This is a genomic window from Myxococcales bacterium, from assembly GCA_016706225.1.
Lineage (GTDB): Bacteria > Myxococcota_A > Polyangia > Polyangiales > Polyangiaceae > JADJKB01.
In genome coordinates, this window is record JADJKB010000022.1 from 975,001 (window position 1) to 997,163 (window position 22,163).

At 66.8% G+C, this 22,163-nt stretch carries 18 protein-coding genes (1 of these 18 running past the window's edge); 4 read left to right on the forward strand and 14 right to left on the reverse strand.

Annotation, left to right across the window (positions count from 1 at the left end):
• The 6 genes from IPI67_35290 to IPI67_35315 all read right to left on the reverse strand — a co-directional run.
• A protein-coding gene (locus tag IPI67_35290) for a peptidyl-prolyl cis-trans isomerase (GenBank protein MBK7585438.1) crosses the window boundary here: on the reverse strand, positions 1-461 show its 5' portion. Its footprint begins 472 nt before the window's first position; 461 of the gene's 933 nt are visible here — the first part of the coding sequence; it begins with the start codon at positions 459-461; the stop codon falls past the left edge of the window.
• A 2-nt stretch (positions 462-463) separates the two neighbouring features.
• Positions 464-646: a hypothetical protein gene (locus tag IPI67_35295; GenBank protein MBK7585439.1), complete on the reverse strand. Its 183-nt coding sequence runs from the start codon at positions 644-646 to the stop codon at positions 464-466.
• Between the two features lie 10 nt (positions 647-656).
• On the reverse strand, positions 657-1,364 hold the full coding sequence (locus IPI67_35300) for a hypothetical protein (protein ID MBK7585440.1): 708 nt from the start codon (positions 1,362-1,364) through the stop codon (positions 657-659).
• Between the two features lie 14 nt (positions 1,365-1,378).
• Positions 1,379-2,125 carry a hypothetical protein gene (locus IPI67_35305; protein MBK7585441.1) on the reverse strand — a complete coding sequence of 249 codons (747 nt, stop codon included), beginning with the start codon at positions 2,123-2,125 and terminating at the stop codon, positions 1,379-1,381.
• Positions 2,126-2,132: 7 nt separating this feature from the next.
• Positions 2,133-3,611 carry a leucyl aminopeptidase gene (locus IPI67_35310; GenBank protein ID MBK7585442.1) on the reverse strand — a complete coding sequence of 493 codons (1,479 nt, stop codon included), beginning with the start codon at positions 3,609-3,611 and terminating at the stop codon, positions 2,133-2,135.
• Between the two features lie 118 nt (positions 3,612-3,729).
• Positions 3,730-4,644, reverse strand: coding sequence for a class I fructose-bisphosphate aldolase (locus tag IPI67_35315; GenBank protein ID MBK7585443.1), 915 nt, complete (start codon positions 4,642-4,644; stop codon positions 3,730-3,732).
• A gap of 161 nt (positions 4,645-4,805) precedes the next feature.
• Here IPI67_35315 and fbp point away from each other — a divergent pair, with 161 nt between their 5' ends.
• From fbp to IPI67_35330, 3 genes are read left to right on the forward strand one after another with little or no spacing between them, the layout of a single operon-like run.
• Positions 4,806-5,831 (forward strand): class 1 fructose-bisphosphatase, encoded by a 1,026-nt coding sequence (gene fbp, locus IPI67_35320; protein ID MBK7585444.1) that lies wholly within the window; start codon positions 4,806-4,808, stop codon positions 5,829-5,831.
• Between the two features lie 37 nt (positions 5,832-5,868).
• Positions 5,869-6,795 (forward strand): hypothetical protein, encoded by a 927-nt coding sequence (locus IPI67_35325; GenBank protein MBK7585445.1) that lies wholly within the window; start codon positions 5,869-5,871, stop codon positions 6,793-6,795.
• 23 nt (positions 6,796-6,818) lie between these two features.
• Complete coding sequence (locus tag IPI67_35330; GenBank protein ID MBK7585446.1) at positions 6,819-7,568, forward strand: hypothetical protein; 750 nt, start codon at positions 6,819-6,821, stop codon at positions 7,566-7,568.
• A 1-nt stretch (position 7,569) separates the two neighbouring features.
• On the opposite strand, the gene IPI67_35335 is transcribed toward IPI67_35330, so the two are convergent.
• Together IPI67_35335 and IPI67_35340 are read right to left on the reverse strand one after the other, a co-directional pair.
• Positions 7,570-8,295 carry a ferredoxin--NADP reductase gene (locus IPI67_35335; protein MBK7585447.1) on the reverse strand — a complete coding sequence of 242 codons (726 nt, stop codon included), beginning with the start codon at positions 8,293-8,295 and terminating at the stop codon, positions 7,570-7,572.
• A 128-nt stretch (positions 8,296-8,423) separates the two neighbouring features.
• Entirely contained in the window at positions 8,424-9,182 is a 759-nt protein-coding gene (locus IPI67_35340) for an outer membrane beta-barrel protein (protein MBK7585448.1), read from the reverse strand.
• Between the two features lie 337 nt (positions 9,183-9,519).
• Here IPI67_35340 and IPI67_35345 point away from each other — a divergent pair, with 337 nt between their 5' ends.
• Complete coding sequence (locus tag IPI67_35345; protein ID MBK7585449.1) at positions 9,520-12,384, forward strand: TIGR03960 family B12-binding radical SAM protein; 2,865 nt, start codon at positions 9,520-9,522, stop codon at positions 12,382-12,384.
• Between the two features lie 106 nt (positions 12,385-12,490).
• Here the strand turns inward: IPI67_35345 and IPI67_35350 are convergent, their stop codons facing one another.
• The 6 genes from IPI67_35350 to IPI67_35375 all read right to left on the reverse strand — a co-directional run bounded on the left by IPI67_35350 (position 12,491) and on the right by IPI67_35375 (position 22,156).
• The gene (locus IPI67_35350; protein MBK7585450.1) at positions 12,491-13,882 is read right to left on the reverse strand and encodes an OmpA family protein; all 1,392 of its coding nucleotides are present in this window, start codon (positions 13,880-13,882) and stop codon (positions 12,491-12,493) included.
• A gap of 103 nt (positions 13,883-13,985) precedes the next feature.
• Positions 13,986-14,855, reverse strand: a complete 870-nt coding sequence (locus tag IPI67_35355) for an FHA domain-containing protein (protein ID MBK7585451.1) — start codon at positions 14,853-14,855, stop codon at positions 13,986-13,988.
• 109 nt (positions 14,856-14,964) lie between these two features.
• Positions 14,965-16,401: a protein kinase gene (locus tag IPI67_35360; GenBank protein MBK7585452.1), complete on the reverse strand. Its 1,437-nt coding sequence runs from the start codon at positions 16,399-16,401 to the stop codon at positions 14,965-14,967.
• Positions 16,398-18,701: a FecR domain-containing protein gene (locus IPI67_35365; protein ID MBK7585453.1), complete on the reverse strand. Its 2,304-nt coding sequence runs from the start codon at positions 18,699-18,701 to the stop codon at positions 16,398-16,400. Before IPI67_35365 ends, IPI67_35360 begins: the two co-directional genes overlap by 4 nt.
• Positions 18,694-20,466 carry an adenylate/guanylate cyclase domain-containing protein gene (locus tag IPI67_35370; GenBank protein ID MBK7585454.1) on the reverse strand — a complete coding sequence of 591 codons (1,773 nt, stop codon included), beginning with the start codon at positions 20,464-20,466 and terminating at the stop codon, positions 18,694-18,696. The genes IPI67_35365 and IPI67_35370 overlap by 8 nt, the downstream gene beginning before the upstream one ends.
• Positions 20,459-22,156, reverse strand: a complete 1,698-nt coding sequence (locus tag IPI67_35375; GenBank protein MBK7585455.1) for an OmpA family protein — start codon at positions 22,154-22,156, stop codon at positions 20,459-20,461. Before IPI67_35375 ends, IPI67_35370 begins: the two co-directional genes overlap by 8 nt.
• Between the last annotated feature and the right edge of the window lie 7 nt (positions 22,157-22,163).

Consider the following 22,163-nt stretch of genomic DNA (forward strand, 5'->3'; position numbering starts at 1 on the left):
TTGGCCGCCTTCGTGGGCGCGTCGTCGAGCACGACGACGTGTGAGGTGCGAACCATGGCAGGGCGTGCAAAGTCCAACCAACGCAGCTCCGTGACCTCGTCGACTTCTGCGTCGGTCGGGGGGCCTTTTGCCTGCGCCTCACTCCGGATCTGCTCCGACAACGCGCGGGCGACGGCGGAGCGTTCGGCTGCCGCAGCGAAGCCGGTCCCGGCTAGCACTGTTCTGGCGTGCACCGCGAAGAGCGCGTCCGATACCAGTCGCTCGCGCGCCGCTGCCGGGGATATCCCCTGCGCCACGGCAACACTCGCCACGAGCTCGGTCGCGATGTCTTCGTCGGCCACTCGCGCCGCAATGCCCGCAGGCAGCGCGCCGACCTCGGCAGGTTTCGGCGCGTGTGTCTCGGATCCACACCCGATGATCGAGACCGCAAGGGTCACCGCGTGCCATGCGGGGCGCTTCATGTTCAGCGTGACGCGCCTTTCGGACGCAGCATGTCAGTCGCCGCGCGGAGGGTGAGCCCGCCGACGACGAGCCAGTAGAGCGCATCCAGGTCGCGGCGATCACCCAGCGCGTTCACGCCGAAGATGAACGCCCCGGCCGCGGCGGCCAGGAGCACGACGCTGATGATGTCTACGGCTCGTGCCACGGCGGTGAGTCTACTCGACCAGCATCCATGCAAAACGCAGGATCAACGCCACAGCCAGGATGGTGAGGGGACGAACAGCGGAGCTGAGGCGGGCGGACGGCGGTGTCACGGGGCGCCAGTCCTGGCGATCGACCGCGACTTTTGCGGCGCTGACGACCAACGCGATCGCACAAACCACGGCGGCGGCGTGGGACAAGAGCGCGTGGCTCGGGCGCGTGACACGCCAGGCGGACGCCAGCGTCACGGCAGCTCCCAGGACCCCAACCACGAAGATCGCAGTGGCGGCGGGTGGAAGCTGACTTCGCGCGGGCAGCGGGTCACCCAGGATCGCCCGGGGATCCTCCTCGGGGATTCCCGGCGCACGCACGGCCCCCCAACCGAACGCAAACAGGACCCAGGCCACGACCCCGATGGCGGCGCGGACGGGCTCCACGTGTTGCACGCTGATGGCGGGACCGAGCCGGAGCCAGGTGATTAGACAGAAGGCCATCGTCAGGTGAATGCCGAGCACGCGACTGAACCGCGGATGAGTCACCGACGTGAGCGGGCCGGCAACCATGGTCACGAGCGCCGCCAGCGCGAAGACGCGCGCCTCCGCGCCGCCCGTTCGTTCGAACGCGGGGACACCCACGGTGCTCACCCAGGCCAAGAGACCCGGCAACAGCATGTTGGACCTCGCCGAGAGCGAGCGAGCCGTGTCTGCCGTGGCGAGCGCCATGGCGGCAGGCTAGCTCAATTCTCCCGGCGCGGGCGCCGCTGGCGAAGGAACACCCAGGCCATGGCCCCGGCCAGCGCAAGCAAGCCTGCCGCAAGCAGGAATCGCTTTCGGGTGGGCTTCGGCGGCGCATAACTCGCAACCACGATGCGCGGCCCGGGTTCGCGGACACGTTCGATCCAGGTGAAACGCTGAGCCACGCCGCTCGCAACGGCGCCATCCCCGGCGCGCAACAGGGGGGTGTGTGGCGGCGCTGAAATCTCGACGTCGGTCAGCTCGATCCCGGGGACTTCGTAGGCGTCCTCGAGGCGGATGACGCCAATTTCATTGGCGCGCTCCTTCAGCCGCAGCGTCCAGGCGAAATGGAGATGTCCGCTCTGACTGGGCACCCAGCCTTCGGCCTCGACGCGCTCGATGTCGCGCGCGGAAAAGTGGCGACAGGTCGTGGTGTCCGGAGTGCGCCCCGTGCAGATCACGAGCGCAGCGAGCACCTCGGCGGAGCGCGCGTCGAGAGCCGCATTGCCCTCGGCGGCACTCACCTGCGTGTCACCATCGCGGTCCGCCCGAGAGCGAATCTGTGCCGCCAAGCTGTCGCCGAAGCCGACCCGATAACCAAGTCGGATGGGGTCCTCGGCCAGGCGCAGCTCGATCAGACGCTCGCCCTTCACCTTGGGGAAACGCAGATGGGCGTCGCCTTGCTGGGCGAAGATCGCCGCTGCGAGACTGCCGGCGATGGCGGCGGCTCGACGCCGTCGAAGCGACATGACGCGCTCAGCGCGCGGCGTGCTCGACCATCTTCAAGAAGGTGAGCACCGGGTGACCCGTCGCGCCCTTCGGGTAGGCGCCCTTCGCGGCGTCCGCCAGCACCGGGCCCGCGACGTCGCAGTGGATCCAGGCGGTTTTGCCCACGAACTGCTGCAAGAACACGGCAGCGCTGATGGAACCACCCCAGCGATCCGCGGTGTGTTTCAGATCCGCGACGTCACTCTTCAGTTGTTCGCGGAACTCCTCGAACAGCGGCATGCGCCAGAACTGCTCGCCCGCTTCCTTGGCCGCGGACTCGAGCTCCCGCGCGTTCTTGTCGTCGGTCGCGTAGAAGGCCGAGCAGTTCTTGCCCAGCGCAACCATACACGCGCCGGTCAGCGTGGCTGCGTCGACCAAGAGATCGGGCGAGAGCCGGGTCGCGTAGGTGAGGGCGTCTGCGAGCACCAACCGGCCCTCGGCGTCGGTGTTGATGATCTCGACGGTCTTGCCGTCGAGCGAGCCGAAGATGTCCCCCGGACGATAGGCCTCCGCGTCGGGCATGTTCTCGGCGGCCCCGACGATCCCGTGGACCTCGACGTTGGGCTTGAGCGCAGCGACGGCGGCCATCAACCCGAGAACGGCGCCTGCGCCGCCCATGTCGCTCTTCATCTCGCCCATGCCGGGCGCGGGTTTGATGCACAGGCCGCCGGAGTCGAAGGTGAGGCCCTTGCCCACGAACACCAGCTTCTTCTTGGGTTTCTTGGGCACGTAGGACAGGTGGATGAAACGCGGCTCGTTGGCGCTGCCCTGACCCACCGCGTAGTGGAGCTTCATGCCAGCCGCGGCGATGCCTTTTTTGTCGAGAACCTTGAGACCCAGGCCGTTCTTCTTGGCCAAGCCCCTGGCGATCTGCGCGAGCGCCTCGGGGTTCAGCTCGTTGGGTGGTTCGTTGACCGCGTCGCGAGCGAGACACACGGCCTGCGCGATCTTCATGCCCAGCTCGATGGCTTGTTTGTCGGCCGCCGAGGCCTTGCCGGCGAAGAGCTTCACGTCCTTGATGTCGGACTTCGGGACGCGATCGCCGGTCATGTATTTGACGAAGCGATACGCGCCGAGCCCGACGCCTTCGGCCACCACACGCAGATCCACGCCGTCAGCAGGTAGCGCGACGGCCAGGGTCTTGGCCTTGTTGCCCTGCGCGCTACGCGTGGCAGTCGCGATGGTCGCGCGCAGGCGCGCCGGCTCGAGGCTCTTCTTGGGTCCGGTCCCGAGCAAGAGGACGCGGCGAGCCTTGGCTCGCCCGAGGGTGACCAGCTCGAAACACTGATCCGCCTTGCCGGTGAACTCGGCGAGCTTTGCGTGGTCGAGCAGCGCTCCGCCCAGCGCCTTGTCGAGATCGGCGACGACCTTCTGTTTTTCGAGACCACCTTCGGTGACGAGCACCGCGAGCAGATCGACCGCCGCCGAGGTTGGGTCGCCCGATGCCGTCTGAATGTGCAAAGCCATGGCTCGATCTCTCCTCACGGGTCCGAGGCAGCTTCACAAACGGCGAGCTGCTCGGAAGGGTGGCGATACTGCCACCCCAACCCGAGCAGCTTCAAGTCCGGTTTCGGGAGCGGCTCGTTCAGCCCTTGTAGATTCCGATGATCTTCTTCAGAAGGTCGACGCCTTCAGCCCGCGGGCGCTGGAAGGCATTGCGGCCGACGATCGAACCAAAACCACCGCCGGCGTTGATCTGGCGGATTTCCTCCAGAACCTCGTCGGTTGCCTTGGCCTCGCCGCCGGAGAAGATGACGATGCGCTTGCCGCCGAAGGCGGCCTGCACGCAGTAGCGCACCCGCTCGGGCAGGGTCCCCACCGGGATCTTCGCTTTCTCGATGGCCTTCTTCGCTTCCGGCTGCTCGATGTGAGCGGTGGGGGCCTTGATCTTGATCAGGTGCGAGCCGAGCTGGGCTGCGATGTGCGCCGCGTACGCCGCGACGTCGATGCCGGTCTCTCCGTCCTTGCTGAGGCCCTCACCGCGCGGGTAGGCCCAGGTCACCACGGCGAGGCCCTTCGACTTCGCCTCGTACGTGAGCTCCTTCAGATCCTGGTACATCTGATTGCGCAGCCCCGAGCCGGGATAGATGGTGTAGCCGATGGCCGTACAGCCAAGGCGGAGCGCGTCATCGACGTTCCCGGTCAGCGCGGAGCACGGCTCGACCTTGGAGAGCGAGTCGCTGTTGTTGAGCTTCAGGATGAGCGGGATCTGACCCGCAAACTTGTCAGCGCAGGCTTCGAGGAACCCCAAGGGGGCCGCGTAAGCGTTACAGCCCGAGTCGATGCCCAACCGAAAGTGGTACTCGGGGTCGTGCGCGTCGGGGTTCACGGCAAACGAGCGCACCGGCCCGTGCTCGAAACCCTGGTCGACGGGCAGGATCACCATCTTGCCGGTGCCGGCCAGCGCGCCGGTGTTGAGCAGGCGCGCGATACTGGTCTTGGTCCCCGGGTTGTCCGAGCCGTACCAAGACAGAATTTCCTTCACGCGATCGGTTGCCATTTCATTTTCCCCTGCGTGCTCTGGCACGCGGCTTGGGTGCAAAATCAGCGCAGTCTGGCCCCAGCTGGAGGTCCGTGACTGCCCGCTTGAATGCGGGCCAGGAAAGTAGATCCTTATCGGCGGCCTTTCAACCAAGGCCCGACGAGGAGAGAACGAGCGGCATGACTCACACCTCTTGGAGCCCACCGGACGCATCGAAAGCTGGCGCAACGCTCGAAACCTTCATCCTCGAGGGCATGTTCCAAGTCCCCGGGGCGACTGGAACGTTCACGTCCTTGCTCAACCAGATCAGCTTGGCGGCGAAGCTGATCACGGGGCGCGTCCGGCGCGCGGGGTTGGCGGACGTGCTCGGCTGGACCGGCGAGACCAACGTTCAGGGTGAGAGTGTTCAGAAGCTGGACATCATCGCCAACGAGACGTTCATCCACGTGCTCAAGCGCCGCGGACACTGCATGGGCATAGCCAGTGAAGAGCTCGATCACGCCATCCTGTTTCCGGAAGCACGCGGAGGTTATCTGGTGGTGGTCGATCCGCTCGACGGCTCGAGCAACATCGACGTCGACATTTCGATCGGAACCATCTTCGGCATGCTGCGCATGGAGAAGGGGAGCAAGCTGTCCGAAGAGAGCTTCTTGCTTCCGGGCAAGAGCTACGCTGCCGCGGGCTACGTCATTTATGGCTCCTCGACCGTGCTCGTCTTGAGCACAGGCAAGGGCGTGCACGGCTTCACCTGGGATCCTGGCGCGGGCGAGTTCTTTCTCTCACACGAGAACATCAGCTGTCCGAAGAAGGGCAACATCTACTCGGTGAACGAGGGCAACACGGCGCGCTGGACCGACGGCGTGAAGGCCTGGGTGGCTCATCTCAAGGAACAAGACAAGGTCGACGGGCGCCCGTACTCGGCTCGTTACGTCGGCTCGCTGGTGGCGGACGCCCACCGCACGCTGCTCAAAGGTGGCATCTTCGCCTACCCGGCGGACAAAAAAAGCCCACAGGGCAAGCTGCGCCTGCTGTACGAGGCCAACCCGATGGCCTTTGTGTTCGAGGCTGCCGGCGGGCGTGCAATCACCGGGCGACAGCGCGTGCTGGACGTCGTTCCGAGCGAGCTGCACGCGCGGGTGCCCCTGATCGTGGGCTCGCCGGACGACGTGGAAACCTTCGAACGATTCACCCGCGGGGACGCCTGACCTCCCGCTGACCCGCATCCCCTGTTAGAATGAGCGCATGCGTCTTCCGATCGTGATCGCGAGCAGCGCGCTGCTCCCGGTCCTCTTGGCTTCTTCGACGGCGAGCGCGCAGTACGGCGGGCAACCCCCGCCACCCGGTTACGGGCAACCACCGCCGCCTGGTTACGGACAACAGCCACCGCCGCCCGGCTACGGACAGCAGCCACCGCCGCCCGGCTACGGGCAGCCTCCACCTCCCGGCTACGGGCAGCAGCAGGGCGGGTACGGGCAGCCCTACGGTCAGCAGCAAGGGGGCTACTACGGCGGACCTCCGCCTCCACCACCAAAGAAACAGGACAGCGGTTTCGAGATGCCGCCCCTCTCGGTGCGCATCGACCCATTCAACTGGCTGTTGCAGGGACGCCTTGGCTTCGAAATCGAGGCTGGGCTCCTCGACTTCATGAGCTTCGAGCTGGTCCCAGTGTTCGTCGTGAACGAGCAGCCACCGATGATCAACTTCCGCGGCCTGGACTCGGAGCTCACTCAGCACTCGAATGGCGTGGGCTCGATGTCCGGCGCGTCGTTCGGCCTGGGCTTCTGGCTCGAGGGCAAACCCTTCGAGGGCAACGTGCTCCGGGTCATTCTCACGAACTACGGCTACGAGTACCGCACCAACGACGACGCGGGTGAGATCGACAAGGCCAAGCACACCGAGCGCCACCTGTATGGTTTCTTCGGCTCCCACCACCGCTGGGGGTTTTTCACGATTTCCGCGGGAATTGGCCTGGGCGTGGAGCTGAACAAGGAAGAGCGCTGTTATCCGGATCCACCCGCAACGCCCAAGACGGACGCCACGAGCTCGGGCTGTGATGGCCAGCTCCTGATTTCTCTGGATCGGAACACGAGCACGCTGGCGGACCTCAACGGCGGATTGCATCCGGTGTATTTGATGGGGCGGTTCTCGCTGGGTATCGTGATCGACTGAGCCGCTGAGAGGGAGGAGCCGAGGTGACCGAGCGTCGAAAAGTGAAGATGAAGACGCTCCCGATGCGGGACTCGGAAGCGACGCACGTGGGTGCGGCGCCGCCGGGTTGGGAGGGCGAGACGACAGTCGTGGGCGCGCCGGTCGGCTGGGAGATGCCGACGAATCCAGACATCGAGAACCGTCAAGAGTGGGAAGTCGAGCGCACGGTGGAGGAGCAGTCCCCCGCCGGAAAACCGCCGAGGAAACCCTCACGCCCGCCGAGTCACGCCGGCGCGAAGACGCATTCGGGGCCACCCGCGGATTTCAATCTGGTGCAGAAACCCGAGCCGTCGTCGCCGGTGGCAGCCCCACGCTTCGAGCGGCCACCGGTCGAGGTCGAGGTGCGCAAACTCTCGGCCGCTGCGGCCAAACGCACGCCACCTGCGTACGAGGTCTGGACCAAGAACCGCGTCTACGCGCTGGACGCCACCCTGGTGTGTGTCGACGTCATCGATCTCGCGACCGGACAAAGTGACAAGAAACACCCGTTTTTCGGCGGACAACTGGTGGGTGGTCAGCGAAGAGTGAACGACAACAACGAGCTCACGTTTCCGCTGCCGACGCCCGGCTCCGAAGCCGTGTTCCAGACCTTCGATGCTCATCGCCGTCCCCGACTGGTGGTGACCTCCAAGGTGACGCGCGTGATCTTGCACGTGCAGGTCGTACGCGTCGCCGAGCCGCAGAAGGACGACACCTGGGGCGCCATCGCCAGCACACGCCGGCCGGTCACCTGAGCTACCAGTAACTCTCGACCGTCACGTGCCCGGGTCTTCGCTGGCGGTGACGACGGAGCCCGCGGGCGTCGAGTGCCGTCGTCATCTCGGTGATCATCTCGGGATTGCCGCACAGCATGATGTGGGAATGCTCGGGCGAGAGCGTCAGACCCGCCGCGCGCTCGAGCTCACCACTAGCGAGCAGCGTGGTGACCCGACCGTGAAGGACTCCCTGGGCGGTCGGATCTCGACTGACGACGGGGACGGACACGGTGGGAGTTTTGGCGAGCTCGTCGCGATAGGCGAGGTGCGAAGGCTCGCGGACGCCGTGCACCAGCACGACGCGCTCGAATTTCTGGAACACCTCACCAGCGCGCAGCATCGAGACGAAGGGCGCGAGCCCGGTGCCCGTTGCGACGAGCCACAGGTCTCTGGCTTCGGGCAGCCAGCGCAGCGTGAAGAAGCCCTGCGGTTTTTTCTCCACGGAGATGGCAGCACCGGCCCGGAGCTCGAACAGACGCGGGCTGAAACGCCCGCCGGGGACCAACGCAACGAACAGCTCGGGCGGCGCGCAGGGGGCGGAGGCGAGAGAGTAGGCGCGGCGCTCACGGGTGCCGTCGATGTCGAGGGACAGGTTCGCCCACTGGCCCGCTTCGAAGGCTTCGAGCTCACCCGCGAGCTTCAGCGTGACGAGCCCCGCGGCCCACTCGCGGCGTTCGGCGACGACGGTTTCGAGCCAGGCGCTCATGTGTGAGGAACGTGTAGCGCAGCTCGGCGGCTTCGGCGACCGTCGGCGGTGGCGCTCTGCAAAAAACGAAAGCGCCACCCCGACCTGCGGGACGGCGCTCTCGCGTCGATTTCAAGAGTGCGTTCGGATCAGAAGCCGAACGTGCCCTTGACGCCGAGGGTGAGCCACTGGTGCATGGCTTTGTCCTTGATGTCCGCCTCGTTGTCGCCGGTAATCTTCGAGTACTGGCCGATCGAGAAGCTGAGGAATGGGCCAACGGTGAAGTTGTCCATGGCCTTGAAGTCGGCGCCGGCCTGGATGTTCGCGAACTCGAGACCGCTGAAGCCGCCCTTGGCGTCGCCTTGTTTGAAGTCGACCATTTCCATGCCCAGGCCGAGGCCGAACCACGGGTCGAGCCCCTCACCGGGCGACAGGTGGTACTGGCCCTGCAGACCGAACCGAAGTTGGGTCGCCGAGCAGTCCGCGCTCGCCGCATCGCAAGCATCCTTGATCTTCGAGTCGAGCATCAAGAAGGCGTACGAAGCGTAGAGGCCGACCATGATGTTCGGCGTGACCATGTAGCCGAGGTCGAGCCAGATCGGGATACCACCGCTCACACTGTCGCCGAGCTTGACGTCCTTGGCGGCGTCGCCCATTGGCAACATGTAGCCGAGGCGCAGACCCACCTTGATCTTCCCACCGGCGTCCGGCGGACCGCTCATCTCGGCGGCGCCTTCGGCCTTGGCTTCGCCGCCAGCCGCCGCGTCGCCAGCCGGCTTCTCTTCGCCAGCCGCCGGTGCGTCGGCAGCCTTCTCTTCGCCGCCGCCCTCACCCTCCTGGGCGAATGCGCCGACTGCGGTAAACGTAAATGCGAGCCCAAGGGCAAGTGACGAGATACGACGAATCATTCTGGTTCCTCCTGGTACTTTTTGCTTCCGGCGCTGCGTGCGTGTTGCCGTTGGATGGATCGGTGCGCCGGTCACCTTCGCGAAATCATCCCTGGTGTTTCAGCCAACGGCCCAATTTGCTGCAGGTCGTAAACCCCGCGCAGATGCCGGCGTATACGCCGCAGCCCGACAAATCACCCCCAAAATGGGGGCAGTATCGTGAGAATTGCGCGGACCGTAGAGAGACGCTGGACGTCGGCCATCAATTCACCGAGTTTCTCTGCGATTTCAGCCCCTTTGGTGCGTAGTGGGCTTCGCGCCGGCTGACGCGCACTGGTCAAAACCCGAGGGAACCCTAATCATCTGCGGTTCCTCACCAGACGGAGAGCGGCGAAATTCTGTGCCAGAGCTGATCGATCATCCGTACGCCGCGTTCCTCCAGCGCGTGGAGAAACCAACCCGCTACACCGGTCGCGAGCACGGCAGCCGGCGGAAGGATTGGTCCAAGGTCGACGCTCGCATCTGCCTCGCGTTCCCGGACGTCTACGACATCGGGATGAGCCACCTCGGCTACCGCATCCTCTACAAGATCCTGAACGACGACCCGCGCACGCTCGCGGAGCGCTGTTACACACCGTGGGTCGACTTGCAGGCGGAGCTGGTAGCGCGCGGCCTGCCGCTGGTCTCGCTCGAGAGCGGCCGCCCCTTGTGTGACTTCGACGTCGTCGGCTTCTCGCTCCAGTTCGAGCTCACGTACACGAACATCCTGACGATGCTCGAGCTCGGAGGCATTCCACTCCGGAGCGCGGACCGTGGAGAAGACCACCCGCTGATCGTGGCCGGCGGCCCTGTCGCGACCCACTGCGAACCCATGGCCGACTTTCTCGACGCCGTGCTGATCGGTGACGGAGAAGAGGCGGCCACGGAGATCGCGCTGGCGTGGACCACGGCGAAACGCGAGGGACTCACGCGCCGGGCGCGCTTGCAGCGCTTGGCCAAACTGCCCGGGGTGTACGTGCCGAGCCTGTATGCGGTGGCGATCGACCCGGATATCGGCCTCGAGGTCGTGACCGGGCCCGCGATCGATCCCGAGACCGGGGCGCCGTTCGACGTCCCCTTTCCGATCGTGCGTCGCATGTTGCGGAGCCTGGATGCCTTCCCATTCCCGGACGACGGCCCCGTCGGCGGGCCCGAGGCGATCTTCGACCGCATGAGCATCGAGATTGCGCGGGGTTGCACCGAGGGCTGCCGCTTCTGCCAGGCGGGCATGATCTACCGCCCGGTGCGGGAGCGTGATCCCAAGCAGGTGATCGAGACGGTCGAGCGCGCGCTGGAAAAGAGCGGCCAGGACGAGGTCAGCCTGACGGCCCTCTCGACCGCCGACGTGAGCTCCATTTCACCGCTGATCCGCGATCTCACTGCGCGCACCGCGCCGGAGCGGATCAGCCTGGGGGTGGCATCACTGCGTGCGTATGGCCTCGCGGAAGAGGTGCTCGACGACATGCGGCAGGTGCGCGCCTCGGGCCTGACCTTCGCACCCGAGGCCGGCACTCAGCGCATGCGGGACGTGATCAACAAGAACGTCACCGAAGCGCAACTGCTCGAGACGGCGCAGCGAGTTTTTTCCCGGGGCTTCGACAAGATGAAGCTCTACTTCATCTGCGGGCTGCCGACCGAGACCGAGGAGGACGTGCTCGGGATCATCGAGGTGGGCAAGAACGCTCTCGCGGTGGGAAAACGAACCGGCGCTCGGCCCAAGGTCACGGTCAGCGTCTCGGTGCACGTGCCCAAGCCGCACACGCCGTTTCAGTGGTGCGCGATGGATACCGAGGACCAAATCGCGGAGAAACAACGGCTCCTGCGCGACGCGGCCCGTGAGGTGCGTGGGCTGAAGTTGCGCATGCACGAGGCAGGCTCGAGCTTCCTCGAGGCGGTGATCGCGCGGGGGGATCGGCGTCTGGGCGCTGTGATCGAACACGCCTATCGCGCGGGCGCGCGCTTCGATAGCTGGGAGGGACGTGTGCAGCTCGACCACTGGCGCGCCGCGTTCACGGCCCACGAGGTCGACCTCGCGCGTTACCTCGGCACCCTGCCGGTGACGGCCCGTCTGCCATGGGATCACATCGATGTCGGGCTAGAGGACGGCTTTCTGGCTCGCGAGTACCGAAAGAGCCTGCACAGTCGCCTGAGCCCACCGTGTGGCAAGGCCAAGGGCATGTTCGTACACCACGCAAACTTGAAGGATGCCGACGCCGATGCTCGGCGCCTGGTCTGCTACGACTGCGGCATTGCGTGTGATCTGAGCGCGATGCGCGACGAGCGGCTCGGGTTTTTACGCGAGCTGGGCGCGCTCGAACCCGAGCAGCGCACGCGGTTGCCGCTGGTCTCGAACGCCGAGCGCCGCAAGAACCAGCCCGAGACCTATCGTCCCGTCCGGCCGGGCAACCCTCCGGCACGCTGGCGGCTCTCGTTCGCGAAGACGGGCGCGGCCGCGCTGCTCGGTCATCTCGATCTCATGCGGGAGATGCCGCGGGTGATTCGGCGGGCCGGTGTCAAGACGGCCTACACGGCCGGCTTCCATCCCAAACCCGACGTGAGCTTCGGACCCGCCTTGTCGCTCGGCGTTGCGAGTCTGGACGAGTACGTCGACGTGAAGTTGATCGACGCGCCGGCGCCAGCAGAGCTGCTCGCGCAGTTGAATGAGGCGGCGGCGGGCGGGCTCTTCTTCACGGGGGCAGTGCAGCTCGGGCCGAACGACCCCGGCGTGTGCAAGATCCTCGACGGCGCGCGCTACGTCGTCGGCCTGGCGGAGGACGCGGTGCAAGCGATTGGCGGCCGTCCCGAGGTCGAGGAGCGCGTGCGGACCTTTCTGGCGCAGACCGAGCACCGCGTGCGTCGCGAGATCGAGGGCGTCGGCAAGATGGTCGACGTGCGCGCCTTCGTCGAGAGCCTGGAGGTCGACGGTGACGGGGCGCGGGCCGCCCTCGCGCGGGCGGGGATCGTCGGCCGGACCCTGGCGCTCGAGGTCAGAGTGGTCTTCTCCCAGAGTGGAGCTGCGAAGGTGTCGGAGGTCGTTCAGGCAGTGCTCGGCGACGCGCAGTTTCCGTTCGTGGCCGTGAGAGTCACACTCACAGGCGGTGGGCGTTCGCCCCTCGACCTGGCTCCCCACAGGAAGCCACCTCGCACCGAAGCACCACTGACGGTGCCCTTCGAAGCCGAGTGAGCGAAGTCCGAAGGCGCTGGCAGCCAGCGCTCAGATTTTCAGCGGCGGGCAGTTCGTGACCCCGCCGGCGAGGCGCGAAATGCCTCGCCGGAAAGCGCGCGCTCGCTTACTTCGTCAGCAGCTTGAACTCGATGCGCCTGTTCTTCTGTTTGCCCTTTGCGGTCTTGTTGTCCGCGATGGGCTCGTTCGGACCTGCGCCGCGCGTCTCGATGCGGGAATCGGCGATGCTCTTGTCAGTGAAGTACTTCTTCACCGAGTTGGCGCGGTCCAGGGACAGCTGGGTGTTCTTCTCGTCCGTGCCGACGTTGTCGGTGTGACCGCTGATCTCGATCCGCAACGACTCGTATGCAAGCAGCACCTTCAGCGCCGCGTCGAGCTTGGGCGTCGACTTCGCGCGGATGGTCGCCTTGCCGGTGTCGAACTCGATGCCCTCGATCACACCCGTGAACTTCTTGACCTCCGCGGGGATCTCGTCGGGACAGCCGTCCGCGTCTTCGAAGCCGTTCTTGGTCTCGGGCTCCTTCGGGCACTTGTCGTTCGGGTCGAGAATGCCGTCCTTGTCGGGGTCGTTGTCCGGGCAACCATCCGGCGCCACCCCGGGCTCGTTCGGGCACTTGTCCATCGGATCGAGGATGCCGTCCTTGTCGGGATCCTTGTCGGGGCAACCGTCCGGCGCGATGCCTGGCTCGGTCGGGCACTTGTCTTGCGGGTCGATGAACCCGTCCTTGTCGGAGTCGGGCGGCGGGCAGCCGTCCGGCGCCACACCGGCCACCGTCGGGCACTTGTCTCCTGGATCGATAAAGCCGTCACCGTCCGTGTCCTTCGGCGGGGCCTGCGGCGTCTCTTTTTTGGAGAGCCCCAGCGTTCCGTACAAACCCAGGAGCACCTCGGGATGGTGCGTCTGATCTCCGTCCGCCCCGTTGTCCTTCTGCGTCAGGTTGTCGCGAAGGTCGAAGCGAACGCCGATGGACGGGGTCAGGGGAACCTTGACGCCGGCACCGAAATGGAAGGCCGGATCGTAGTCCTTTCCCATGGAGTCGCTGTTGGCGCCCAGGCTGCCGAAGCCGAGCAACGCGAACGGAGTGACACTGCCCATCGGCATCTGCCCGACCGCCTGCGCGCGGAGCGCCCGACCGCTGGCCTTGCCACCGTTCTCGTCCTTGGTCGGCATGAACCCGGCCTCGAGCTCGAGGCCGACGAAGCGCACCGGGTAATAACCCACACGCACACCGATCTCCGGCGCCACACTCTTCAGCTTCAAGTGCGGGCGTTTGCCGGCCTCGGTGTCGGCGTCCTCGAAGTTGTGGCTGCTGCTCGGAAAGAACGCTCCCGCGAACAGACCTGCCTCGATGTAGTTGTCATCGCCGTGTTCTTCCGTCGTCGCCAGGTTCACCCCACCCGAGGACGCGGAGCCATCGGCAGCCGCTTGAGCGAGCCCCACGCTCGACCATGTGCTCGTGGCCGCAACGGCCCATGCAACAAGAGTCAACTTCCGCATGTTGTGTCCCTTTCCTGAAGCGGCCCGCACGCTAACTCATTTGCCGGCGCGGCGGCAGGGTCGCAGCCCTCACACTTTCGCCCGAGCGGCCGGACGGCCAGGCTCAGCGCGAACGCGGTCCCGGCGCCGGGACCGTGAATCCGCGCGCGGCTGCCGCGTCTTGGAGCCGCTTCACGCGACTGATCTCGTCGGAAGTACCTGCCAAAGAAAGCTCAGAAATCGCGGAGAAATAGGTCTCGAGCAACGCCCCGGTGGCCGGCGTTCCGGCAAACAACGCCCGCTCGAACAGATCGACGGTACGGGCGCTCATGAGACGTCCCCTGCGGCGATGCTCCTCGACGGTCCAGTCCAGGTAACGCCCTTCGCCGGAGGCCTCTCCAAAGCTCAGCGCCAGCACGGAGACACGCTCGAGGGCCGCGGCCTGCATGGGTCGGTGCCCGAGCTCGAGCAGACCCAAGAGCGGGTCCACGAAGCGCCGCGCGTCATCGACGCGACGCTTGTCGAGCAGCTCGATCACCTGATCGTAGACCATGTCGACGGGGGTCTCCTGCCGCGTCGCCGCTTCGGGAGACGACGCATCGGCGATGAGCACCTCGTTGAGCTGTATTTCCGGCGAGGTCGTCGCCGACTGGCGCCCGCGCCGCATCGGCCGAAGGCGGCGGAGCTCGAACTCTTCGGCGCCGACGCGGAGCTTGCTTCCTACCGGCATACGCAACGGATGCTGCACGAGCTTGCCGTCGAGCCAGGTGCCGTTGCTGCTGCCGAGATCCTCGAGCTCGACCACGTCGTGGCTGACGACGAGTCGCACGTGACGCCGCGAGACGTTGGGATCGTCGACGATCTGGATCTCCGCGTCAGAAGCGCGACCCACGACGTAACGCCCTGGCTCGAGCCCAACGGAGCGGTGGGCAGACACCAACCAAAATGGCGCGTTCGGAGCCGCACCGAAGCCCGATCTTGAAGCGCCGCTCACTGTTCACCGGATACCACGCCGGCGTCGCGCCTGCAGCGCCGATGTGAGGCCGGGTGCGGACGTCGCAACCGGCTGCTTTCGCGAAAGAAGACGCGCGGCCGGCGAGCCCTCAACGCTTGCGCAGAATGCGCTTCAGCTTGCGCGCCAGGACGTCCGGCGCGACGGGAGCCGCCAGCACGTCTGCGGCGCCGGCCTCGATCAGCCGGCGCATGGCGCTGGTGTCGAGCACCTGCAGCACGATCAGCACGGGCGTGGTGCCCACCATCGCCGACAACGCGGCGATTGCTTCGTCGGTCGAGGCGCCATCATACACGATGACATCGGCGTTCGTGGGTTCGATGACACGGGCGTGGGAGACGGAGAGCCCCTGAGCCGCCAGCCCGGTGGCGAGACCAGGATCGGCCAGCAGGGAGCCCGCGCGGGCGACGATCGAGACCCGACCCGCCGGACTAGTGGCCGCGCCTGAGATCTCTGCGGTCGCAGCGCTGTTCCAGGCGGGAACACGCTCTGCCCGAGCCCCGCCGGGCATTTCCTCTTTGCGTGATGGAAGACGGACGGCGCTTGCGTCGGGATCAACGGCTTCGAGCAGACGAGCACGCGTGGTCAGCGCGTCCGCGGGACGCTGGTGCGGGTGTTTGGACAGGAGCTCCAGGCGCAGCCGCTCGAGCAACGGCGGCACGGGCTCGGCCTGGGGCGGTCGGTCGAGGGGCGGGGGCGGCATGAACAAGTGCTGAGAAATGGTCTCGATCGCGCTCGGGGCCTCGAACGGCGGCCGCCCCTGCAACAGCTCCGTCAGGAGGCAGCCGAAGGCGTAGAGATCGGTGCTCGGTCCCACCGCCAGCGAACGACTCTGTTCGGGGCTCATGTACGCCGGCGTTCCCGCCACCATGTCTTTGCGCGTGAGTGTGGGCTGGTCTTTTGTCGGATCTTCGACGTGGGCCAGACCGAAGTCGACGACCTTTGCGACCTGGCGATCCTGAGCGTCGCGCGACAAGATCACGTTCTCGGGTTTGAGATCGCGGTGCACGATGCCGTGGCGGTGCGCGGCGTCCAGGCCGTCGAGGATGTCGACGCAGATGGGGACCAGCAGCGACAACGCCGGAAGCTCGGCACAGTGAGCGAGCCACTCGTCGAGCGCCTGCCCGTTGATGAGCTCCATCACCAGAAAGAAGGTCTGCTCGTGCTGACCGAAATCGATGAGCCGCACGATGTTCGGATGACTCAAGATCAACGCGGCCCGCGCCTCGCGCCGGAACCGCTCGACGTATTCCGCCTGCGCCGCGACGTGCGGGTGCATGAGCTTCACGGCGACCTGCACACCGAGGTCGACCTGCTCGGCGGCCCAGACACTGCCCATTCCACCTTGACCGAGCAGGCGTGTGAGTCGGTACTTTCCGGCGAGGGTCGTGCCCACTGCGGTCGCGGGTGGCGGCAAGCTGTCCGCCGGATTCGACAGCATCGTCTCGGCTTCTTGCTGTAAACGCCGGGCGGGAGTGACGGGCTGAAACCCCGGGGGGCCAGCTGGTTTTTTCTCGTCGTCCGTCATCGCGCGCGGAGTCCCAGCGCGAGCTGTCCGATCACGTGACCGCCGGCGTCGTCCCAGGGTGACGCGCGTAGCGCGACGCCGCCAAACACACGCCGCCCGAACTCCGCTCCCAGCGTCAAACCTCCGCGGCCCACGACGGCGTCATCCACCGTGTCGACGACCGCGTGACCGTCGACGACCGCGTAGAGACGCGCCCACTCGTTGACCTCGTAACCTCCACCACCGAGCAAGTAGCCCTGGGCATCGGGCGCCGGCCGGCGGTCCACGGAGTATTCGAGCGGCGCCCGGCCACCAAGGTTCACGAGCCACTGAAACCGATCGGCAAAACCTCCCGCTGCGAAGCCGAGACCGACCCGCGAGGGCGGGCTGAGCGCCGTCATGGGCAGACCCACTTGCAGGGCCGGACCGAGGCTGACGTTGTCGTTCGAGATCGGTCGCCAGTGCAACGTCAACCACGCAGCGCTGTCGGCGGCCACGCCATCGAGCTCGGAGGTGGTGACCAGGCCATCGAAGCCAAAGCTGCCCAGCGAGCCCGACGCGCGCGTCGCGAGCTGCGAGCCAAAGCGTCCAGCTTCGGAGTAACCCGTCGCGCTCACGGAAGCGGCATCATCCGGAACCGGCGCCCACCACACGACATTGGTCACCGGTGAAGGTTGTACGAGCGCCGCGCTCGGCCCGAGCACCCGGCGAGGCGCAGATGGCAGCGCTGCTTTGGCCGGCGCGCCGGGCGGCGTCACCGGGGTCTCCCCGAGCACGCGGCCGCGCGAATCCAGGATCTGAACGTTCAGCGGCTCGCTGCCCGCGCTCGCGCCGCTGAGCTCGGCGACCCACACGGCGCCCTCGGCCCTGAGCCGCTGCCGCAGCCATTTTCCTGCGCTGGACACGCGCGCTTCGGGTGCCATGCGCCCGGCAACGTCCACGCCATCGACACCACTCAGCGCGACGCTGACGTGGATTGTGCCTGCCTGATCGAGCTTCGCCTGCGCGCTGACCCCGGGCTCACGGTACCGCACCTCGTAGCGCGAGCTCTCGCTCGAGCCGCGCAACCGGAGTGCGATGGACTTGGGCGTGAGTCGCAGCACGTCGATTCGATTCGGCACCTTACCGAAGGGTGAGTCGTCCATCGAAAGCTCGAGGCCGTCGAAGCCTCCGAGGCCGAGCGAAGCGTAGGGGCTGAGCTCGATCACACCACCTTTGATGTTGCCTTGACTGCCTTCGACGCGCGCTTCGGCCAGCACCACTCGGCGCGTCTCCGAGGCCAACCCGAGAAAGTCGTCCGTGTCGATCACTCGTACGCGAAGAAAGTAGGCCGCGGGCGGCAGGCGCTCGGCGCGAAACGCACGTACTTCGCTCGGGACTTCCTCGCGCGCAACGAGCTCCTTGAAGTCTGCGTCCTTGGCTAGCTCCACGCGATACGAACGCGCCTTGTCCACGCCATCCCAACCCGCGGTCAGCACGAGCGCGCCCGGCGGGCCGAGCACGGTTCCGGATGCGGTCGATGCCTGCCACTTCGGGCCGGGGGGTAGCGGGCGCGGCGGCTCGGGCGCCTTGTCCTTCACGAACGCGGTGCCGAAGTTGGTCGGGATGTCCACGCTCTTCTTGGCGGACGCCACCTTAGCCGTGCCGTCGAAGACGCTGACGGTTGCGCGTTTCTCCTTCGCGCGCACCGCAGTGTCGCGGGAGTTTGCCGTCACTCGGCCACCCTGGGTCGCCACCTCGATGGGTTTTCCGCGCAGAGCCGCGAGCCCGGCTTGAAGCTCACCGCTGTCGAGCTCCACCATGGGGGGTGTCTTCGAGACCGCGGTGTTCTTGGCTGTCCCGTAGATGATCACGAGGGTGTGCTCGGCCAGCACGACCCGCGTGCGATCGACGAACAGGATGTCCGCGCGAGCCTTGTCCAGCGTGTTGACGCTGTGGTTCTTGTACAGAGCCATGCCCGACGCGGCCTCTTGCCAGGCCCCGCCCGGAGGGCGCGCCTTCACGTCGGGGTAGATCGAGCGCAGGCGCGCGCTGGGTAGATCGGTGACCTTCGCGGGCAACACCAGGGTCAACCCATCCGGGAGCGGCTTGCCATTGGCGCAGCTGACCGAGTTGTAACGTTCGAGCAGCGCCTTGTGCTTGGCGGAGCCGTACAGCGCCGACGCGATGTCCGCGCACGTCTCCTTGCTCTTGGTCGTCCAGTGTACGACCCGCTCGGGGTAACCCGGCGTTGCGTCCTCGGCGCGAACCTCGCCCGCCGCCGTGATCACGGCAACGAGCAGAGACAGCGTCGTTACCGCTCTCAACCTCCGCTCAGACATCCGCCACGTCCAATCTCAGTTCGAAGACCGCCGTCGCCGCCTTGCGTCCCGTGAGCTGATGGGGTCCGAGCGCTTTGAGCTCGAACTCGTCACCCGCCAGCTCCACGGTGCGCTCGGCGACCAAGATCTGGTTCGGATTTGCGATCGCCTCGAGGCGCGCCGCGACGTTCACCACGTCGCCGACCACCGTGTACTCCATGCGTTTGTCGGAGCCGATGTTGCCCACGATGGCCTCGCCGGAGTTGACCCCGATGGCGAGGCGAAGCTCGACCCCATGAGTCGTCTTCCAGACCTGGTTCGCGCTCTCGAGGAAACGCTGCATGTCCTCGGCCGCCGCGAGCGCGCGGCGCGCGTGGTCTGGTTGTGAGACCGGCGCGCCCCACACCGCCATGATGCAGTCGCCGATGAACTTGTCCACCGTGCCGTGATGGCGAAAGACGACCTCGCTGAGCATCGAGAAGAGCTCATTCAGCAGCGTCACGACCTCTTCTGCCGGGCGGCTCTCCGCCAGCGGCGTGAACGCCACGACGTCGGCAAAGAGCACGGAGATCTCCGTGCGCTTTCCGCCAAGCGCGAGCGGGTGATCACCCCGCACGATGGCCTCGACCAGCTCCTTGCTCATGAAGCGGCTGAGATCTCCGCGCAGCTTCGCCTCCTTCTCGATCTCGGCCTCACTCGTCTGGAGGTCCTTGGCCATCTGCCCGACGCTCACCGCCAGATCGCCGAGCTCGTCGTTGCGCGCTCGCTCGAGCTTCACCTCACCCCAGCGACGGTTGCCGATCAGCGCGGCCTGTTTTGCGATGGCGAGCACCGGACGTGTGACACCCTCGCCCGCGGCAAACCCCACGATCAGCGCCCCCAGGAGCGCGAACCCGAGCACCCAGCTGCTCTGCCGCTGCATGTCGATGACGGTCGCGTAGGCCACACTCTCCGGCCGCCAGAGCGCAACCGCCCAGCCCAGCTCCTCGACGCTCTCGATGCCACCCACCTGGGCCGCGCCGCCTTCTTTGAAACCGCTCACGACCGCGACGCGACTGCTCCAGCTCGCACCGCGGGGGATGACCTCCCAGATGGGCAGGTTCGCGACGTCCGAGCCGGACGTGATCGCCGCATCACCATGCGCCGCGACGGCGCGCCGGGCGCCGTCTGCCACCAAGAACTTCGTGCCGCCGCCGCCGAAGCGGGTGTCCGCCAGCTCTTTGAGCTGATCGCCGAGCACACCGAGGTCGGCACGAACGGTGACGTAGCCGCTGGCTCCGTGGGCATCGACCTTGGTGACAGGGACCACGACCGCGCCGGTTCCGGGCCCGGTCATCACGAACGACACACCCCGTTCGTCCGCCTGACTCCGCATCTCGGCGGTCGAGTGCGGCGCGTCGACCGACTCACTTCCCTGCTTCTTGATCAACAGATCCGTCTTTGCGCTGGGCACCTCGAAGCGGACGGAGTCGATCGCAGTGCGCGTCGCCACGACGGACCGCACGGCGGCTTCCGTCGCTGCGCCCGCGTCGGGCCGCGCTGCGGCCAGGGTCAATGCGTTGGCAACTGCGCGGGCGTCCGCTTCGACGGCGCGAACGCGAGCCAGCACCGACTGCGAGAGCTCCGCCAGGACCGATGCCTGCAGGTGCCGCTCGCTGGTCTCGACGGCACCGCGATTGATGCCGGTGAGGCGCTGGGCAACCACGCCCGCCGGCAGCGCCGCGATGGCCACCAGGAGCACCGCTGCTTTCAGCCGGATCGAGAGCCGGAAGCGCCGCTCACTCATCGACGGGGCCATCTTTCCAGCCCTGGGCCCCTTTTTCGGTCTTTTTGAGGATCTGGAACTCGACCCGGCGGTTCTTGGCGCGACCCTCGGTGGACTTTACGTCCGCGATCGGGCGACGCGCACCGAACCCGCGCGCTTCGATGCGCCGTTCGTCGACGCCGTGGGCGACGAGCCAGCGCAACACCGCGATGGCGCGACGACGCGAGAGAGCCAGGTTGGCTTTGTCTGCGCCCACGTTGTCGGTGTGCCCGTCCACGGCGATGCGGGCGATCTCCGGATGCTCCGTCAACACCCCCGCAACCTGTTCCAGCACCTTCGAGCTCTCCGCAGCGAGCACGTCACTCCCGGTGGCGAAGTTCACTTGCTCGGTGATCACGATTTGCTGACCCACGACCCGCACCGAGGTCGGGCAGCCGGTGGTCTTCGGATCCTCGGTCTTTGCACCCTTTTCGTCAGGACACGCGTCGACGGTGTCGGGTATGCCGTCGCCATCGCGATCTGCCGGGCAGCCGTGGCGCGCCGGATCGGCGCTCTTCGGTCCGGGCTCGGTCGGGCAGGCATCGATCGCGTCGGGGATCGCGTCGCCGTCCTTGTCACTCGGACACCCCGGACGCTCGGCATCCGGTTCACCGGGCACGTCGGGGCAGGCGTCGCTGGCGTCGATCACACCGTCGTGATCACGATCTTGGATGGCAGGATGCGGGGAAGTTGCCGCTGCGCCATTGGCAGCGCCATTCGAGTTTGCGGCGGTGGCCCCGGCAGCCGCACTCGGTTTTGCGCTCGCCGCGGGCAGCAGCTCGAAGCTCGCCGTCAGGCCGGCGACCACACGAAAGGCCGGCGTCCCGGCGCCCCGCGTGAGGCCCGGGCCCGCCCCCAGAAATGCGGAAACCGGCGCGATTGTGTAGCGAACCGACGCGAGCGCTTCGAGGTGTGTGGTGTTGCCACCGAACCAGCCCGCCTTGGCGTCCATGCTGGTCGCGCCGAGTAACTCCGTCCCGAGCTGGAGCGCAGCGTAGCGGTAGCCGATACCCAGCGAGCTGAACGCTTCGCTGCCAAAGACGCCGCTATACACACTCGCGGCGTCACGCTGGCGCGCACCCAGGTTGGCCCGCCAGAAGAAGTGATCGTAATTGGTTCCGAACACGACTCCAGCGCCGGCCCGCACGGAGCTCGTACCGGCGTAGCGACCCGTGGCCGTAGGAAACCAGAGGCTCGCGGCGAACGAGGCGCCGGGCACGAAGTCCTTCTGATCGAGGAGCGCCAAGCGCGACCCGACGCGCAGATCCCCGACGTCGGATCCAGACGGATCCCCGAGCGAGAGCGCGCCAGCCCTTCCGCGGTCGCCACCTTGGCTGACGATGGTGGGCAGATCCGCTTCGACCAGCAGTGAACGCGAGAGCGCAAAAGAACCCTGCAGGTGCAAGAGTGCTTGATGGTCGACGAGCACCGTACGCTCGGACGTGCCGTCGTTGCGCTCGACAAACAACACCAGCGGCTCGTGGGCGTACAGGAACGACGCCCCCAGGCTGAGGCGGTTCGCTCCGCCGACGTCGAAGTCCGGCGTCGAGAGCAGGGCGTCCCCGGCAGGCGCGGGTTCGAAGCGGTCGAGCGCGACCTCCGGTTCGGCTCCGGCCACGCCGGAGCACAGGACTGCGATCGCGAAAGCCGCGGTCGATCTGAGAGATCTCACTCGCCGG

Bases quoted from the DNA above. Each gene is read 5' to 3' on its own strand.
- IPI67_35300 (MBK7585440.1), bottom strand. From the start codon at position 1,364: ATGGCGCTCGCCACGGCAGACACGGCTCGCTCGCTCTCGGCGAGGTCC.
- IPI67_35305 (MBK7585441.1), bottom strand. From the start codon at position 2,125: ATGTCGCTTCGACGGCGTCGAGCCGCCGCCATCGCCGGCAGTCTCGCA.
- IPI67_35310 (MBK7585442.1), bottom strand. From the start codon at position 3,611: ATGGCTTTGCACATTCAGACGGCATCGGGCGACCCAACCTCGGCGGCG.
- IPI67_35315 (MBK7585443.1), bottom strand. From the start codon at position 4,644: ATGGCAACCGATCGCGTGAAGGAAATTCTGTCTTGGTACGGCTCGGAC.
- fbp (MBK7585444.1), top strand. From the start codon at position 4,806: ATGACTCACACCTCTTGGAGCCCACCGGACGCATCGAAAGCTGGCGCA.
- IPI67_35325 (MBK7585445.1), top strand. From the start codon at position 5,869: ATGCGTCTTCCGATCGTGATCGCGAGCAGCGCGCTGCTCCCGGTCCTC.
- IPI67_35335 (MBK7585447.1), bottom strand. From the start codon at position 8,295: ATGAGCGCCTGGCTCGAAACCGTCGTCGCCGAACGCCGCGAGTGGGCC.
- IPI67_35340 (MBK7585448.1), bottom strand. From the start codon at position 9,182: ATGATTCGTCGTATCTCGTCACTTGCCCTTGGGCTCGCATTTACGTTT.
- IPI67_35350 (MBK7585450.1), bottom strand. From the start codon at position 13,882: ATGCGGAAGTTGACTCTTGTTGCATGGGCCGTTGCGGCCACGAGCACA.
- IPI67_35360 (MBK7585452.1), bottom strand. From the start codon at position 16,401: ATGACGGACGACGAGAAAAAACCAGCTGGCCCCCCGGGGTTTCAGCCC.
- IPI67_35365 (MBK7585453.1), bottom strand. From the start codon at position 18,701: ATGTCTGAGCGGAGGTTGAGAGCGGTAACGACGCTGTCTCTGCTCGTT.
- IPI67_35370 (MBK7585454.1), bottom strand. From the start codon at position 20,466: ATGAGTGAGCGGCGCTTCCGGCTCTCGATCCGGCTGAAAGCAGCGGTG.